The following is a 17,408-nucleotide window of genomic DNA, read 5'->3' as shown; positions in this document are numbered from 1 at the left end:
AGTGTTCAGACAACCCCAGGGGCATCACTCATCTGACTCAGCTGCCATTCCTCAACCGCAGAGGCAGGGCACCCTTAGTCGCAACTACTTTTTCGGCCAAGTAGTCGGGGGCTTTGGGATAGCAGCCAGTCTTCTAGTCATGGTTGGTATGGTCTCGTACAACAGCGTGACTCAGCTGACCGAGTTGATGACTGTGGTCGTACGCAACCGTGAGGTTGATAAGCAATTAGAGAACTTATTCTCTGACTTGAGAGATGCTGAAACGGGACAGCGGGGTTACATCATTACGGGGAAAGACCCTTATCTGGAACCGTACAACGCTGCCATTCAAAACATTGATCTAAGGCTGCAAAAGCTGCGGCAACTGACAGCGGATAACCCCAATCAACAGCAGAGCCTGGCTGCCCTTGAACCGTTAGTGGCGGCTAAACTTGCGAATCTTAAAGAAACCATTGACCTGCGCCGAACTCAAGGCTTTGAAGCAGCGAGCAAGGTGGTTCGGACGGGCAGGGGCAAACAGCTCATGGATAAGAGCCGCGTCATTCTCAACCGGCTGGATAGGCAGCAGGATCAGTTACTGCAACAGGAGTTGCAAGCAGCAAAGGCAAGCACTCAACGAGGCGTCTCCAACACCTTGATGGGTAACGGACTTAGCCTAGCCATCTTGTCTGGTGTTTATTGGCTGATCTACCGCGAGGTGACTGAACGCAGACGAACCGAAGTAGCCCTGCGCCAAAGTGAGGCCAGAAATCGGGCGCTGCTAGCAGCAATTCCAGACTTGATGATTCGGATGTCACGAGACGGGACCTACCTGGACTTCAGACCTGCAAAAAACTTCAAGACGGTGATGTCTAGCGAGATCATCGGTCGGAAATTACAGGAGGTTATGCCAGCAGATGCAGCTCGCCAGCAGAGGCAGTTGCTGGAAGCAGCTTTGGCCACGGGTGAGACTCAAACCTATGAGCTCCAGCTGTGTGCGGAGGACAACATTCAGCATGAAGAGGTGCGCATTGTCGCCTCTGGCGAGGACGAAGTCCTGACCATCGCGCGGGACATCACTCAACGCAAACTGACAGAGCAAGCATTGGCTGCCAGCGAGGCCCAACTGCGTCTGTTTTTAGAACATACGCCAGCAGCCATCGCCTTACTGGACCGCGACCTCTGCTATGTGATGGTCAGTCAGCAATGGTTGAGCAACCACCGTTTGCTAGGGCAGGAGATTATTGGCCGTTGTCACTACGATCTGTTTCCGCAAACTCCTGAGTCCTGGAAACAGGCCCATCAATGCTGCTTAGCTGGCACCGTTGAAAAGTGTGATGAGGACCGCTTTATTCATGCTGATGGCAGCTTTGATTGGGTGAAGTGGGAGATCCATCCCTGGTGGAATGGAGTCAGGGAGATCGGCGGTATCACCGTATTTAACGAGGTGATCAGCGAGCGGAAACGGGCTGAACAAGAACTTCGCGACATGAGCCTCGCCCTAGAAAACACGGTCGAGGGCATCTCTCAGCTAGACACAGAGGGACGCTACTTGAGCGTCAACAAAGCTTACGCCGACATGCTGGGCTATGAGCCCGAGGAGTTGATTGGCCGGCAATGGCCGATCACCGTTCATGCCCATGATCACGAGGTAATCATGGCTGCTTACCAACAACTGGAGCGCGGAGGGCGAATTGAAGCCGAAGTGCGGGGCTTGCGCAAGGATGGTTCGTCCTTCTATAAGCAGGTGATCATGACTGGTCGCTATGACCAGCAGCAATTCAACGGGCATTACTGCTTTGTGAAAGATGTCACTGAGCGCAAGCAAGTTGAAAGAGAACTGCATCAAAGTAGAATCGCCCTGCAACAGCAACTCCATCGCACTTTAATCCTCAAGCGCCTCACCCAGGACATTCGTCAAAGCTTAGACAGCCAGCAAATTCTTCAGACTGCCGCCCTACAAATTGGTCGAGCCTTTCGAGCCAATCGCTGTTTAATCTACACCTGCATTGACACACCCAACTGCCATATTTCTCTAGTCGCTGAGTCTGTAGAACCTGGGGTTAAACGGGTCAATAATCTGAAGCTTTCCATTGCGGGAAACCCCTATTTGGAGCGGCTAATTGCAACTGACCAAGCCGTAGCCTCTAACAATGTTTATGACGACCCCCATCTTGAGCAAGCTGAACCACTGCTACGCTCCCTTGGCCTGAGGTCTTTGCTGGCAGTGCGCACATCCTATCAAGGGCAGCCCAGCGGTTTAATTAGCCTGCATCAGTGCGATCAACTGCGGGATTGGAGCCAACCAGAAATCGAACTTCTAGAGGCGGTAGCCGCTCAGGTGGGCATTGCGCTAACCCAGGCTGAACTGCTAAGCCGCGAAACTCAGCAACGGGAGAAATTAACCGTGCAAAACTTTGCCCTAGAGAAAGCCAAAAGAGTAGCGGAGGCTGCCACCCGAGCCAAGAGTGAATTTCTGGCAACTATGAGCCACGAAATCCGCACGCCGATGAATGCCGTGATTGGCATGACAGGCCTGTTGCTCGATACAGATCTGACCCCCAAACAACGCGACTTTGCCGAGACCATTCGCAACAGCGGCGATGCCTTGCTAGCCGTGATCAACGACATTCTAGACTTCTCAAAAATCGAGTCCGGCAAGCTGGATTTAGAAGAACAACCCTTTGACCTACGAGCTTGCGTCGAAAGTGCGCTGGATCTGCTGGCGTCTAAAGCTGCCTATCAGGAACTGGAACTGGCTTATCTAATCGATCCTAAAACGCCTGCTGGCTTTATGGGCGACGTCACCCGGCTGCGTCAGGTTTTGGTGAACCTGCTCAGCAATGCGATCAAATTCACTGAAGTTGGCGAAGTCGTCGTGGTTGTCAGTGCTCAACCTGTGGAACCTGAGACCCATGAGGACACGGCTCCAGCCTGCCGACTGCCTGAAGTCGGTCAGCTGTATGAGATCACCTTTGCCGTCCGCGACACTGGCATTGGCATTCCCCAAAACCGCATGGACCGCCTGTTTAAGTCCTTCAGCCAGGTCGATTCTTCTACCAGTCGCCAATATGGGGGCACAGGCTTGGGTTTAGCCATCAGCCATCGGTTGAGTGAACTGATGGGGGGCCGGATGTGGGTCGAAAGTCAAGTTGGCGAGGGCTCTACCTTCTATTTCACGATCCAGGCTCGCTCCGTAGCCGAGAGTTTCTTGCCGGCTGCGCTCAACTACCAAGCCGAAACGGGGGCAACCGGCAGCCATTTGACTAGCAAGCGGCTGTTGGTTGTTGATAACAACGCCACCAATCGGCAAATCCTAACCCTGCAAGCCCAGTCCTGGGGCATGGCAGTTCGGGCTGCTCCATCTGCTCTTCAGGCGCTCAGTTGGCTGGCGCAAGGTGCAATCTTCGACATTGCCATTTTGGACATGAACATGTCAGAGATGGATGGGCTGAGCCTGGGTGCTGCTATTCGTTTGTCCCCTGCTGGTCAGCAACTGCCATTGGTGATGCTCAGTTCGCTCAGTACTCAGTCCCCAAGCGAGCAGTCGAAGCTGGTAGACTTTGCTGCCTTCTTGAGCAAGCCAATTAAACAAGCCCAGCTCTACAAGATCTTGAATGAGATCTTGAGCGGCCAACCGACCAAGCTCAGGTCTGCCCAAACGCTGCCCTTAGCAATGAATTCCCACTTAGCGCAGCAGGTGCCACTTCGGATTCTGCTGGCGGAGGACCATCTGGTGAATCAAAAGATGGCGCTGCTGATCCTGGAGCGCCTGGGCTACCGGGCAGACGTGGCGGGTAATGGCTTAGAAGTGCTAGCTGCTTTGCAACGGCAACCGTATGACGTGGTGCTGATGGACGTGCAAATGCCTCAAATGGATGGCTTAGAGACTACCCGCACCATTGCCAAAGGCTGGCCATCCGGTTCGCGTCCCCGAATCATTGCCATGACTGCCAACGCCATGCGTGAAGACCGGGAGGCCTGCTTCGAAGCAGGCATGGACGACTATGTCAGCAAGCCGATCCAGGTTGAAGATCTGGTCCGAGCGCTTCAGAAGACACAGGGGGTTAACGCAGCAGCCCCATCGCCAACTTCCCCATTCCCGAGTCCCCCATCGCCAACCTCGAGTGTGAGTCCTGCGCCAAGCGCTAGCCTTAATGCCAGCACCAGCCTGGATGCTAGAGTCCTGCAAAACTTTCGAGACATGGTAGGCGACAAATTTGCGGTCATCCTGGAGTGCTACTTGGAAGAGTCACCCAAGCAGTTACAAGCACTGCAAGATGCCGTTGCTCAAGAAGATGCTGCCGCTCTTAGACGGCAGGCCCACATGCTGAAGTCCAGCAGTGCCACGCTGGGCGCAACCGAGCTTGCCCGTCTGTGCAAAGAGCTGGAAGACATGGGACAAGCAGGCAGCATGGCCAAGGCACTGGCCTACGTCGCGCAGTTGCAAGCTGAGTACGAGCGAGTCAAAACCGCCTTGCAATAAGTGCAATAAGAGTGTTACCGAGGCCAGTGAGATTCAGGTATGAGCATCGCCACCGTTGATCCCTATTCCCCTAAGCCCTATTCCCCACTCATCCTGATCGTGGATGACGACCGCTTCATGCGCCTGCAGTTATGCCAGGTGATGGAGCAAGAAGGGTACCGGGTTGTAGAGGCCGATGACGGTAAGCAGTGTCTAGCGGTTTACGCCAACCTGCATCCCGATATTGTGCTGCTCGATGCCATGATGCCCGTCGTGGATGGCTTTGCCTGTTGCCACCAACTCCAAAGCCTAGCTCAGGGCCAGCAAACTCCTGTGTTGATGATTACAGGCTTGGAGGATTCAGAATCGGTGGACTTAGCCTTTGCTGCCGGTGCTGCTGATTTCGTAACCAAACCGATCCACTGGCCAGTGCTGCGTCAGCGAGTGCGCCGTCTGATTCATCAAGCCCAGCTCCAACGACAGTTAAAGCAATCGAACCAACAATTAGCGGCACTCAACCAACAGTTGCAGTGTTTGGCCAGTTCAGATAGCTTGACGGGGCTCGCCAATCGCCGTCGCTTTGATGAATACCTGGACCAAGAGTGGCGGCGGATGGCCCGCGAGTCTACGCCCCTGTCTCTAATTCTGGGTGATGTTGACTTCTTCAAACGCTACAACGACACCTACGGCCATCCCGCTGGAGATACTTGCTTGCAGCAGGTTGCTGGCGCCATCAGCCGTTGTGCAAAGCGATCCAGCGACTTGGCAGCTCGCTATGGCGGCGAAGAGTTTGCGATCATCTTACCCAACACAATAGCTGAGGGAGCAGTGCAAGTGGCCGAGACCCTACGAGCCTGTGTCAAAGCGTTGGCGATTCCCCATACCAGCGCTGACCATAATCAGTTCGTCACCCTCAGCCTAGGGGTTGCCAGTATCATTCCCCACTATGATTTGACAGTGGCAGGCCTAATTACTGATGCGGACAAAGCTCTTTATCAGGCAAAAGCCGCAGGACGGGACCGAGTTGTCCTAGCGCAATTGCCACTGGAGACTTTACTGCCTGCTGGCTAAGCATCCTACTGCTAGTTTCTAACCCCCATCGTGCTTGGTTTTGCCTAAGCGCACTTAGATTACTGTTAAATCTCCATTGCCGTCCACTTGTCAGCAATCAACGCCAAAACTTGGCGTGAGGCGCTATCTTGATCCAGGACACAAGCTGTTATACCAATTCTCTAAATGAGGTTAGCAATCAAAACCCCACTGCCTACAGCACCTCCCCTTGCCAAGAAGAGGTTGGGAGGGGTGAGCTGGTATTACGGCTTTTGGGGACTCTTGCTAACCTGCTTTCCAGATTGAAATTCTGCAAGAGTTCAACGAATAAATCATTGCTTAATGTTTAGTCAAATACCAATTTCAAGGGCTGGTCAAAAGGCCAAAAGAAGTTAAGCAACAAGCGATCTTTTGCCTGTTAAAAAGACCCGAGGGGCAGCGACTCAATGAGCAATTCTACAAAAGTGGCAGTGGTGACCGGGGCAAACCGAGGCCTCGGTTTGGAAACCAGCCGACAACTAGCTAAACAAGGGATTCACGTAGTTCTAGCTAGCCGTGATGCTGCAAAAGGCCAGAAAATCGCCGAGCAGTTAAAGGCTGAAGGTTTAGACGTTACCCCCTACGCTTTAGAGGTCACCCGTTCAGACAGCGTTCAGGAGCTGGGGCAATGGCTCAAACAGCAGTTTGGGAATCTGGACATTCTCGTGAACAATGCAGGCGTGTTCCTCGATGCTGGTGATGCCAGCGTGTTTAATGCCCCAATTGATACTCTGCGGCAGACGATGGAAACCAATGTCTATGGGCCTTTACAACTGGCTCAGGCTTTGGTTCCCCTGATGCAGGCGCAGAACTATGGCCGTATCGTCAATGTTTCATCAGGTATGGGGCAACTGACCGATATGGGCGGTGGTTCCCTAGCCTATCGCCTTTCTAAAACAGCCTTGAACGCTTTGACTCGCATCTTGGCAGCTGAGCTGAAGGGCACCAATATTTTGGTCAATTCCGTCTGTCCAGGTTGGGTGCAAACGGACATGGGTGGTGCGGGTGCGCCTCGAACCCCTGAGCAAGGCGCGGACACAATCGTCTGGCTAGCAACCCTACCAGATGGTTCACCCAGTGGCGGCTTTTTCCGCGACCGCCGTCCTATTGATTGGTAGCACCTAGTTAATGGTTTGAAGTTAATGGTTTGAATTTAATAGCTTGGAGTTCGTTATCGCTACTCACCGATTCAAAACTGATCTCACAACTGAGTCACGAGTGAGCCACGGCTGATTTGCGCTGACCCACACTGATCCACAACTGAAGAGAACCTTGCAAACGTGTCCTTAGCTTCTCTGAGCCAGATCAAAGTCAAGAATCTATTAGTAAACAGCAAAGTGTAACCACAATGAAAATTGGCATTATCGGAACCGGGAATATGGGTCGCTCGCTGGGCATTGTCTGGGCTGAGCAAGGACATGAAGTATTTTTCGGTTCCCGCGATGAGCAAAAAGGGAAAGCGATTGCTGAGTCAGCAGGACACAGTATTCAAGGGGGTACTAACGATCAAGCCGCCGCTTTTGGCGATGTCATCCTATACACCGTGCGTGGAATTCTGCCCTCCGCTGTGCTTGCTTCAACCCAGGTTTTAGCAGGAAAGATCTTGATAGATTGCAATAATTGGGACATCCCAGAGGGTTACGCCTACGAGCCGATTGTGGAATCTTTGGCTGAAAAGGTTGCAGCAGATGTCCCCAACGTTCATGTGATCAAAGCTTTTAATACTCAAGCCCAAGAACTCTACGAACTCTCGCCTACACCCCTCAAGGATCATCAAGTCTCTTGTTTTATCTGTGGTGACGATGAGCAAGCTAGGCAAACTGTAATGGCACTCGCTGAGGATATTGGCTTGACGCCAGTTGACTGTGGACCCTTACAAACTGCGCGCTTGATTGAAGGGTTAGCCGACTTTATCCGCTTCATGATGGGCGGGATGAAGCTAGGACCCTACGCCACAATTTCGGTGAACCAACTGCCCGCAGCTCAGGGCCAACGGCTTGGGGGTCGGCAACCTTCTAGCTTGAAGTAATCCTGAGATAACAAGGAATTGAAAATGCCAACAACAGCGTTGATTGTCGGAGCCGGGAGTGGACTGAGTGCCTCTTTAGCCCGTCTGTTTAAGGCTGAGGGCATGACTGTTGCTTTGGCTGCTCGTCAAATTGAGAAACTCAGCACCCTTTGCCAGGAGATTGGAGCGGTCAGTTTCGCTTGTGATGCCTCTGTTCCAACGCAAGTAGAGCAGTTATTTACCGATGTCGAAAGCCGTTTGGGACTGCCGACAGTTGTCGTTTATAACCCAAGCTTTCGGGTCAGCGCTCCCCTCATTGAGCTGGATCCATCTGATGTTGAAAAAGCTCTAAACGTCACCGCCTATGGTGGCTTTCTGGTTGCACAAGCAGCGGCAAAACGAATGTTGAATCACGGAGGTGGCGCTATTTTCTTTACGGGTGCTTCAGCCAGCGTCAAGGGGTATGCCAAGTCTGCTCCCTTTGCAATGGGAAAATTTGCGCTGCGTGGGCTGGCTCAAAGTATTGCTCGCGAACTAGCCCCCAAGAATATTCATGTTGCTCATTTCATCATTGATGGCACAATTCGCTCCTCAGAACGCCAAGAGCCAACCAACCGACCCGACAGCATGCTCGATCCTGATGCAATCGCTCAGACTTATCTCAATATTCTGCGCCAGCCCCGAAGTGCCTGGACTTGGGAAATCGAACTGCGACCCTGGGTCGAGAATTTTTAGAAAGCAATTTTTAGAGAGCAACGATAGCAGTTACTCGTCTGAGAACTGGTATACAGAGCTGGAATGACAGGTGAGAAAGTTTTTGCAGTGCAAGCCCAGGCTCTAGCTTCTCTAAGGTTCAACCGCGCCAACGCAGCACTTGTTCCTTGACTGGGTTAACAAAGGGGCGTCCCTCAGCCGTTGCTCGGAGAAACTCTGCCTTCAATTGGTAATACCAACGCGCCTGCGTATCAGCATCGCGGATCAGCATTAAGCCGGGATTGTGTTTCAAGCCCACCTGCTGCTTAGCCACGACATCTCGATCTTGGTTGAGAAATGCCTGCACTAAAGGCTTCAATACTGGCTTCAGCGCTGTTAACCAGGGAGTCGTCCAATAAAAGCTAGTGGTGACTTCCGTTTCTGTTTCTGAAAGCGGCGTTACCGTCGTCAAGTTGCAGACCGTATGCTGGCCTGTGCTGATATGTTCGATGCGAACCCCCGGTAGACGAAAGGCAATCTCGGTTTCGGGGATACCACCCAGCAGCCGATAACCATGCCCCATGTTCTCGATCTTGTGCCGCCGCATCGTAAACCCATAGGGCGAGGGATCGAAGGTTTTGACTTCTTCCTGAGTTTTGCCTGAGCGCCACCACCAAGCCCGATGCACAAATGGTGAGTGAGCAGGGTCCATCAACCCCACTACCGCATGGTCAATAGAGCAGGGGAAGTGGGCAGTTATAACCAATTGGTGAGGCTGGTTGCCGAAGCTGGGAACGACAGGAATCTCAGCCTCATCGGGTGACTGGTCTTTGGTCCCGTCTCCCATGTAGATCCAAAGGTTGCCTTGGACTTCGCGCAGAGGATATTGCTGGACCCGAAAGCGGCTTAGATCCAGGTCTTGATCGTCGGTCAGAGACGGAATGGCCGTACAGCGACCAGTCGAATCGAAACGCCAGCCGTGATAGCAGCACTCAACTTCTTGCCCGTCGAACCTGCCGCAACTGAGTGGTACCGCGCGATGAGGGCAGATGTCGCGCAAGGCAAACACTTTCCCCGTCCGGCTACGAGCTAGGAGCACTGGTTCCCCTAGCAAAGATTTTGCCAGCATCGTCCCAGGTTTGAGCTGGTGAGCGGGGAGGGCATAGTACCAGAGGTTGCGCAATAAGACAGCCTGGTCGCCTGTTGCCGCTGCCCGGTTGCTAAAAGACCTGTCAAGGGTGGTCATCTGCGTCAAGATTTAGTGCGAGTGCCACTAAGCGAGGGGTTACCACGAGGTCATCTTACTCTGCAAGGCGAGCTCTCCCTCCCCTCATTGCAGGCTAATTTTTCAGGAGTGAATTGCCGGGTCAACCCCCGTACTTCAGGCCGCTGTGAACTCTTTGGCACTACTCTCTGTCACTAATCGAATGCTTGCAGTCAACTTGCTTGATGCTAGATAAGCCTCAAGTCAATTATGTGTAGAGGTTAGGCTTCTCTTTTTGGCTGTTTTCTTTGGCTATTAGGAGGCAGCCAATGCAAGGCCAAATAGGACTGCTAAAGTGAGTCGAATGTTTGACTAGTCTTTCAGCGCCTTTCTTCCCCCAAAAGTAGTGACTTTCCAGCTTGATGACTATTGCTGTGGCGCTATTTGTATGCATGACGACATCGAAAAATACAAAGCCGTCTTAATATTTTTAGGCAAACCTTTGGATAGATATTATTTCAATGCCTGATATCGTCGATACCGCTATCAATGCTGGCTCCTTTGCAACCTTAGTCACAGCTATCACAGCCGCAGGGCTTGATACTGCGCTGAAAGGCCCAGGCCCATTTACCGTTTTCGCCCCAACCGATGAAGCGTTCTCCAAATTACCGTCAGGTGCAGTAGAAGCACTGCTAGAAGATATCCCCAAACTCAGAAAAGTTTTGGAGTACCATGTTGTTTCCGGCAAAGTGACATCTGCTGATGTCGTCAAACTCACCTCAGCGGATACAGCCGCCGGAATTCCACTCAAAATTGATGCTTCGGATGGAGTCAAGGTCAACGATGCTAAAGTTGTGACTCCAGATGTCGAGGCAGAAAATGGCGTTATTCATATCATTGATGCGGTCTTAATTCCGGAAGGCTAAGGTTGAATAACTAATCTTCTACAGTTGAGGTTGAATGACAATTTCTAAGATCAGTTCACCTCGATAATCTGACGACTTTCTGTAGGGGCACAAAACATTGCACCCCTACAGGGGTTCACAAGAAGTTTTTGCAAGAGTAGAGCAGGATAACTATTACTCTGCTCTACTCAATTGTCTACTTAGTTTTAAAAGTTAACTAAGCAAGAGTTAGCCGTGTAAGAGTTACTGGGCAAGTTAGACTGCCACGGCGAGTCTGCCGCAAAAAACTTCTGCAAATTTTGCGGTTGCATAAACGAGAGATACAAGGGTGCAATACTGGGCGGCAGCAGTTCGATCAACAGCCGGTTCTCAATCCAAAGTTCAACAACCTCAAAGAAGCCCTCGCGGCTGCAATATAGGGCGCGCCAGCCTTCACGCTCAGCAATCTGCTCGATTTGTTCTCGGCTAGCGGGCACAGACAAGGCGACATGAGTTGCTGTAAACGATGAGGGAAGAAGATTTTGGGTGAATGTGGCTTGCTCATCCTCAACCTGGCCTGGCTTCATCTCAGTCCCCATAGGATAAATCTCAATCATGGTGCCGTATTCATCGCAAGCTGCAACAAGATAGCTGCCTGGATGTGGAGGAAACGGAGCAACTTGGCCCTGCAGAATTTCAGCTAGAACTTGAGCGACTTGAAGGGGATTGCCAGCAGAAATAGAAAGGTGATGAATCATAAGTTTGTTCTCGTTGCTATGCTTACAGCGGTTAGAAGATTGAGCCTTTGAGCGCTCGAAGGGCTCACTTGTAATTCAAAATATAGTGTTGTGTTTCTAGTTTTATGCCGCGACTTAGCAAGTCACTTCACCCGACAGATTGATCCAGTTGCATGAACCGTAAGACCAAAAGATTGCTTGATTAGAAGTTTCCAGATCTGGAAAGTAGCCTGCCAGAGCAGGAAGATTTTTAAACTTTGTTTACTTCTATCCTGATGCTTTAGAAGAGTCTGGAAATGCACGAAATCTGAGCAACTCTTGGTTATAAGTCGCCCAGGTCATTTATTGCCAATTTGTTGCTGCTACTTCACTGTTTGTTAGTGCTTATACTCATGGCGCTTACGTTTTGTGTCCGATGTTAGCTAATATCTAGCTAATATCCGGCCAATCTCTACAAGGCAACGCCAAAAGACAGAAACACCAACGGCTGATCACCAACGTTAATGCAGGCATGGCTAGTTGCGCAGGGAACATAGACACAGTCTCCCGGCCCCACCTTAAGTGTTTGATCGGCAAGACTGAAGTGGCCTTGACCTTCTAGGAAGTAAAACACTTCCTCCATCGTTGGGTGACTGTGAGAACGAAACGATTCCCCTACTGCCATAGCAGTGTGATTCAACATCTTGAGATTGGACTGTGTGTCGCTGTCCTTAAGCAAGACCCGCTTCAATAACTGGGGGTCGTGGGTCACCGGCACTGGCGCAACTTCAGCCAGATGAATCACTTTGTTCGCCACAATCTACCTCCAAACGATTGTCAATTTACACTGCTCACGTCACTACACACGCTACCCGAAAGCCAATGTAACAATATGAGAAGGGCCTCCCAACTGCTTTCCACCCCTCGCCGCCTCGCCCATGACTCAGCCTGCCCTCGATAATGTCTTGAAGTTGAATCAGTCTGAAGCCCCAGCCGCAGTCGGTGCGGTTGACCTCAGCGCTAGTGGCTTGACTGAACCTTCGACTGACCCACTGGCTTACACCGATGCCTTTGTGCAGCGTCACATTGGTCCCAGCTCTGAGGAGATTCAACCGATGTTGGAGGTGTTGGGCCTGCCAAGCCTGAACGCCTTGATCGATCAGGTCGTTCCTGCCCATATTCGCATGGCACGCTCATTGGAGTTGCCTGAGGGCTTGAGTGAACCTGAAGCCCTGGCCAAGCTAAAAGGCATTGCCTCGCACAACCAGGTATTTCGCTCGTTTATTGGTTTGGGCTACGCCAACTGCATCACCCCTGCGGTTATCCAGCGCAACATTCTGGAAAATCCTGGCTGGTACACCCAGTACACGCCCTACCAAGCCGAAATTGCCCAAGGTCGCCTGGAAGCTCTGCTCAACTTCCAGACCCTGATTACCGACCTGACCGGGCTAGAAATTGCCAATGCCTCACTGCTCGATGAGGGCACTGCCGCAGCTGAAGCCATGAGCATGAGCTACGGCATCAAGGCCAAGTCAGGCAGCAAAGCCTTTTTCGTCTCCGCGGCCTGCCATCCACAAACGATTGAGATTGTGCAAACCCGAGCGTTGCCCCTGGGTCTTGAGGTGATTGTCGGTGACCATCGCCGCTTTGATTTTGCTGCCCAACCCGTATTTGGTGTGCTGCTTCAATATCCTGCCAGCGATGGCGCCATTTACGACTACCGCGAATTTGTGCAGGCGGCCCACCAGGCAGATGCTCTGGTTACTGTAGCGGCTGACTTGCTGAGTCTGGCCCTACTCCAACCCCCTGGTGAATGGGACGCTGATATTGCCGTCGGCAATACCCAACGCTTTGGTGTGCCCCTGGGCTACGGTGGTCCTCATGCTGCCTACTTCGCCACTCGTGAAGCTTATAAACGGCAGATTCCTGGGCGCATTGTTGGTCTCTCTAATGACGCTCAGGGCAAACCGGCCTTGCGTTTGGCGCTGCAAACTCGCGAACAGCATATCCGCCGCGACAAAGCCACCAGCAACATCTGCACAGCCCAGGTTTTGCTAGCAGTCATGGCAAGTATGTACGCCGTTTACCACGGCCCTCAAGGCATTCGGCGGATCGCTGAGCGCGTGCATCGCCTGACTACACTCTTAGCCATAGGATTACGCCAGCTGAATTACAGCTTGGGTTCAGAGCCTTTTTTTGACACGCTCCGCATTGAGGTGGGGGCAGACCAGGCAGCTGAGATCCTGAACCGGGCAGCAGCTCGCAAGATCAATCTACGTTTGCTCGATCCAGGCACTCTTGGCATCGCCCTGGATGAAACGACCTCCCGTCAAGATTTGATCGACCTGTTTGAGATCTTTGCAGGCGATCAGCCCCTCCCCTTCAGCCTCGAATCGCTACTCGCTGACCCCCAATTCCTAGCCTCCAGCCTCCCTAGCCAACGGACCAGCCCCTACCTCACCCACCCAGTCTTCAATCTCTACCACTCAGAAACCGAGCTGCTGCGCTACATCAATCGCCTGCAAGCCCAGGATCTCTCGCTGACCACGTCGATGATTCCGCTTGGCTCCTGCACGATGAAGCTCAACGCCACGGCTGAGATGCTGCCGGTGACCTGGCCAGAGTTCGGGCAAATCCATCCCTTTGTGCCGCTAGCGCAAACTCAGGGCTATCAAACTCTGTTCCGCGAACTCCAGGCGATGCTGGCAGAAATTACTGGCTTTGCGGCGATTTCGCTCCAACCGAACGCAGGTTCTCAGGGTGAGTATTCCGGTCTGCTCGTGATTCGCCAATATCACCAGAGCCGGGGTGAGGCTCATCGCCAAGTCTGCCTGATTCCCCAGTCTGCGCATGGCACTAATCCTGCCAGTGCGGTGATGGCAGGCATGAAAGTTGTGCCGGTTGCCTGTGACGCTAATGGCAACGTTGACATTGCTGACCTCAAGGCCAAGGCCGATGCTCATCGTAACGAACTGGCCGCCTTGATGGTCACCTACCCCTCTACCCACGGCGTGTTTGAAGAGGGCATCACTGAAATCTGTGAGATCGTCCATGCTGCCGGTGGCCAGGTCTACATGGATGGAGCCAATCTCAATGCGCAAGTGGGTCTCTGCCGGCCTGGTGATTTCGGGGCTGATGTCTGCCACTTAAACCTGCACAAGACCTTCTGCATTCCCCACGGCGGTGGCGGTCCCGGTATGGGACCAATTGGCGTGGCTTCCCATCTGGTGCCCTTCTTGCCCCGTCATCCTCTGGTGCATACAGGGGGCGAACAAGGCATTGGTGCCATTGCTGCTGCACCCTGGGGTAGCGCCAGCATCCTGCCGATTTCTTGGGTTTACATTGTGTTAATGGGAGCCCAGGGTCTGACGCAGGCCAGCCAAATGGCAATCCTCAATGCCAACTACATCGCCCGTCGCCTAGAGCCTTACTACCCTGTGCTCTACAAGGGTAAGAACGGGTGGGTTGCCCACGAGTGCATTCTAGATCTGCGCCGCTTTAAAACCACGGCTGGGATTGAGGTAGACGATATCGCTAAACGCTTGATAGATTACGGCTTCCACGCGCCCACGGTTTCCTGGCCCGTGGCTGGCACAATCATGGTCGAGCCGACGGAGAGCGAATCCAAAGCCGAACTAGACCGCTTCTGCGACGCCATGATTGCAATCCGCCGCGAGATCGAAGCCATTGAGTTGGGGCAAGCCGACCGTCAGGACAATCCGCTCAAAAACGCGCCCCATACGGCCGAGACTCTACTGTCTGATACCTGGAATCACTCATACAGTCGTGAGCAAGCTGCCTATCCAGCCCCCTGGACGCGGGAGCACAAGTTCTGGCCTACGGTGAGCCGAATTGACAATGCCTACGGCGACCGTAACTTGGTCTGTACCTGCCCACCCATGGAAGCTTACGCTATCCACTAGCAGAGGTTCTGAGCACGCAAGTTAGCCATAATACGTGGATACTTGCGTGCTTGCACCGTCAATTCATGTCTGCCTTAGCGAAGTCCCAGCCTGTTCATTCTGAAATCGTGCCCTGGTTGTACTGGCCGTTGGCTTCGAGTCTCCGGGTAGGGATGCCTCTGTACTTTAGTGAGATCAAAGTCACTGGGCAGGAGTATTTGCCGCAGAAGGGTGCGGTGGTGCTAGCTCCTAAACATTTCAGTCGCTGGGATCCGCTTTTGGTTAGCACTTTATACCGAGAGCCCCTGCACTATATGACCATGCTCTCGCAGTTTAAAGGCGTACAGGGTTGGGTAATTAGTCGGGTGGGGGCATTTCCTGTTAACGTTAACCGCCCTCAGGTTTCCAGCCTCAAATATGCTGTGGAACTGTTACGCGAGGGTCAGAAGCTAGTGATTTTTCCAGAAGGGGGCGTCGTCCGTGATCAGCTGCTACGCCCTCTTAAGACAGGTCTGGCAAGGCTGGTGCTGCAAGTGGAAGCAGATAAACCTGATTTGAGCATCCCCATTGTGCCTATCGCCTTGAGCTATGAGCCCAATTCGGTCTTCAGGGCAAAAGTTCGCATGAGAATCTGCCCACCGCTCTACAGCAGCGACTACTCAGCTGGAGACGAGAAATCGACCGGTTCAAAACTAACAGCGGTGTTGGAGCAAAACCTGAGAGCTGCGTTGGCTGAAATTAGTCCGTCTTGATCCCACCTTGAAGCCAATGGTTCTGAGACAGAGGTTATTTTAGGCTGGCGCTACGCTTAGTCATCGTTGTCATCTTCTCTGCGGTCTCTCTTCCTGCCTTTCTTGCCCTGACGGTTTTCTTCCGCCTCACCCTCCAGCCTCAGAGCCTCCTGGCTGCTAGGGTCGAGTTGAATAACCTCGATCTGGCCTTGCACATTTGGATTACTAGGCATATTAGGGCTATTGGGGTCAAGCTGAGTTGTTGTCATCTCGACTTGGCCTTGAATCATGCCCGAATTGTTAGGGTCAAGTTGAGGCGTTGCGACTTGACCTAGAGCTGGTTGGTCTTGGGTGGGGGCAACTGTCGATTGCGCTTGGGTTGGTGCTGGTGGTTGGGCCTGAGTGGGAGCCATCTGGGCAGGGCTCACGACTGGAGCCGGGGCCGGTGGCAGGTAGCGCTGAACCAATAAAGGGATTGCGGTTGTACCAGCCAAAGAGCAGGCACCAATGATGCCTTGCACGATGGTGATCTTAAAGCCTTTGGGGGGTTCTGAAGAGGCACTCATGGCTGGTTGGTTAAAAGTCAAACTAGTTGCCAGCATTGTAGCGAGAGCGAAGCCTGGGCCGAATGCGTCTTTGCGCAAACTTCTTGCCCTGATGCCCCTACCATTAACCTAGTTCGTTCCAATCGAGCCCGATCAGGAATAGCTTCATTCGATTTTGGAACTTAGATATTAATTCAAGCGATCATTCAAGTGATTTAGTCAAAAACCACCGTGCGGTTGCCATATACCAGCACCCGATTTTGTAGATGCAAGCGCACAGCACGGGCCAGCACAACGCGTTCTAGATCCTTGCCCTTACGGATCAGATCTTGCACCGAATCGCGGTGACTAACTCGGACGACATCTTGTTCGATAATGGGGCCAGCGTCGAGTTCAGCTGTGACGTAATGACCTGTAGCACCAATGATCTTCACGCCGCGATCATAGGCTCGCTGATAGGGGTTTGCGCCAGCAAAAGCAGGCAAAAATGAGTGATGAATGTTGATGATATTGGAAAATTGTCCGATGAACTCAGAGCTGAGTACTTGCATGTACTTTGCCAACACCACCAGGTCAATCTGGTACTGCTTTAGGAGTGCCAATTGAGCTTGTTCTTGAGCTTCTTTGTTCTCGGGGTTAATCGGAATGTGATGGTAATTAATGCCAAAATTGTGGGCAACGGTTGATAGGTGAGGATGGTTACTGAGAATCACTGGAATCTCAGCTTGAAACTCCCCAGAGCGTTGGCGCAAAATCAAGTCGTAAAGACAGTGGTCCTGCTTGGTTACCCAGATAGCAATGCGGCGAACCGTATCCGAAAAATGCAGTTGCCAAGTCGCTTGAATTGCTTCAGCCAATGGCGCAAAAGCAGCGGCGATTTCCTCTCGGGCCAATTCAAAGCCGGTGAGTTGCCACTCAATCCGCATGAGGAACAAACCGGCAGAGAAATCTGTGTGCTGGTCGGCATGGACGACATTGCCGCTGTGCGAATAGATAAAGTCAGCAATCTTAGCGACTAAGCCGCGTTGATCAGGGCAAGAAATCAAAAGGATAGCCGTTGGGCCATCAATTACACGAGTCATATTCAGGGCTTGGAATCTATTTCAAAGGCTGATTGGCAAAGGCTGATTGGTAAAGGCCAGTTGGTAGGCTCACTGACAAGCGCTGGCTGGCGGGATCCGATCAGCTAGCA

13 protein-coding genes are annotated in these 17,408 nt (G+C 52.4%); 8 read left to right on the top strand and 5 right to left on the bottom strand.

Going from position 1 to position 17,408, the window contains the following annotated elements:
* Nucleotide 1: 1 nt before the first annotated feature.
* The 5 genes from H6F94_RS15545 (at nt 2) to H6F94_RS15525 (ending at nt 8,276) form a co-directional block, all read left to right on the top strand.
* Entirely contained in the window at nt 2–4,465 is a 4,464-nt protein-coding gene (locus tag H6F94_RS15545; RefSeq protein ID WP_190803147.1) for a response regulator, read from the top strand.
* A gap of 39 nt (nt 4,466–4,504) precedes the next feature.
* Entirely contained in the window at nt 4,505–5,515 is a 1,011-nt protein-coding gene (locus H6F94_RS15540) for a response regulator (RefSeq protein WP_190803146.1), read from the top strand.
* A 425-nt stretch (nt 5,516–5,940) separates the two neighbouring features.
* The gene (locus H6F94_RS15535) at nt 5,941–6,651 is read left to right on the top strand and encodes an SDR family oxidoreductase (protein ID WP_190803145.1); all 711 of its coding nucleotides are present in this window, start codon (nt 5,941–5,943) and stop codon (nt 6,649–6,651) included.
* 230 nt (nt 6,652–6,881) lie between these two features.
* A complete protein-coding gene (locus H6F94_RS15530; protein ID WP_190803144.1) occupies nt 6,882–7,562 on the top strand; it encodes an NADPH-dependent F420 reductase in 681 nt (226 codons plus the stop codon).
* Nucleotides 7,563–7,586: 24 nt separating this feature from the next.
* Nucleotides 7,587–8,276 carry an SDR family NAD(P)-dependent oxidoreductase gene (locus tag H6F94_RS15525; protein ID WP_190803143.1) on the top strand — a complete coding sequence of 230 codons (690 nt, stop codon included), beginning with the start codon at nt 7,587–7,589 and terminating at the stop codon, nt 8,274–8,276.
* Between the two features lie 118 nt (nt 8,277–8,394).
* Here H6F94_RS15525 and H6F94_RS15520 read toward each other — a convergent pair whose 3' ends face one another.
* On the bottom strand, nt 8,395–9,480 hold the full coding sequence (locus H6F94_RS15520; protein WP_190803142.1) for a Rieske 2Fe-2S domain-containing protein: 1,086 nt from the start codon (nt 9,478–9,480) through the stop codon (nt 8,395–8,397).
* Nucleotides 9,481–9,959: 479 nt separating this feature from the next.
* Here H6F94_RS15520 and H6F94_RS15515 point away from each other — a divergent pair, with 479 nt between their 5' ends.
* Complete coding sequence (locus H6F94_RS15515) at nt 9,960–10,364, top strand: fasciclin domain-containing protein (protein ID WP_190803141.1); 405 nt, start codon at nt 9,960–9,962, stop codon at nt 10,362–10,364.
* Between the two features lie 185 nt (nt 10,365–10,549).
* Here the strand turns inward: H6F94_RS15515 and H6F94_RS15510 are convergent, their stop codons facing one another.
* Both H6F94_RS15510 and H6F94_RS33265 read right to left on the bottom strand, forming a co-directional pair.
* Nucleotides 10,550–11,080 (bottom strand): hypothetical protein, encoded by a 531-nt coding sequence (locus H6F94_RS15510; protein ID WP_190803140.1) that lies wholly within the window; start codon nt 11,078–11,080, stop codon nt 10,550–10,552.
* Between the two features lie 430 nt (nt 11,081–11,510).
* On the bottom strand, nt 11,511–11,855 hold the full coding sequence (locus H6F94_RS33265) for a cupin domain-containing protein (protein ID WP_190803139.1): 345 nt from the start codon (nt 11,853–11,855) through the stop codon (nt 11,511–11,513).
* 121 nt (nt 11,856–11,976) lie between these two features.
* On the opposite strand from H6F94_RS33265, the gene gcvP reads away from it, so the two are divergent.
* Nucleotides 11,977–14,961 (top strand): aminomethyl-transferring glycine dehydrogenase, encoded by a 2,985-nt coding sequence (gene gcvP / locus H6F94_RS15500; protein WP_190803138.1) that lies wholly within the window; start codon nt 11,977–11,979, stop codon nt 14,959–14,961.
* 65 nt (nt 14,962–15,026) lie between these two features.
* On the top strand, nt 15,027–15,692 hold the full coding sequence (locus H6F94_RS15495; RefSeq protein ID WP_190803137.1) for a lysophospholipid acyltransferase family protein: 666 nt from the start codon (nt 15,027–15,029) through the stop codon (nt 15,690–15,692).
* 56 nt (nt 15,693–15,748) lie between these two features.
* Here H6F94_RS15495 and H6F94_RS15490 read toward each other — a convergent pair whose 3' ends face one another.
* Nucleotides 15,749–16,237, bottom strand: a complete 489-nt coding sequence (locus tag H6F94_RS15490) for a hypothetical protein (RefSeq protein WP_190803136.1) — start codon at nt 16,235–16,237, stop codon at nt 15,749–15,751.
* A 194-nt stretch (nt 16,238–16,431) separates the two neighbouring features.
* Nucleotides 16,432–17,298 (bottom strand): formyltetrahydrofolate deformylase, encoded by an 867-nt coding sequence (purU, locus tag H6F94_RS15485; RefSeq protein ID WP_199320448.1) that lies wholly within the window; start codon nt 17,296–17,298, stop codon nt 16,432–16,434.
* Nucleotides 17,299–17,408: the final 110 nt, after the last annotated feature.

The sequence above is a fragment of the Leptolyngbya sp. FACHB-261 genome (assembly GCF_014696065.1).
In the GTDB taxonomy this organism is placed as follows: Bacteria; Cyanobacteriota; Cyanobacteriia; order FACHB-261; family FACHB-261; genus FACHB-261.
The sequence above is the reverse complement of the archived record's forward strand: the minus strand, read 5'-3'. Positions and strand labels throughout refer to the sequence as shown.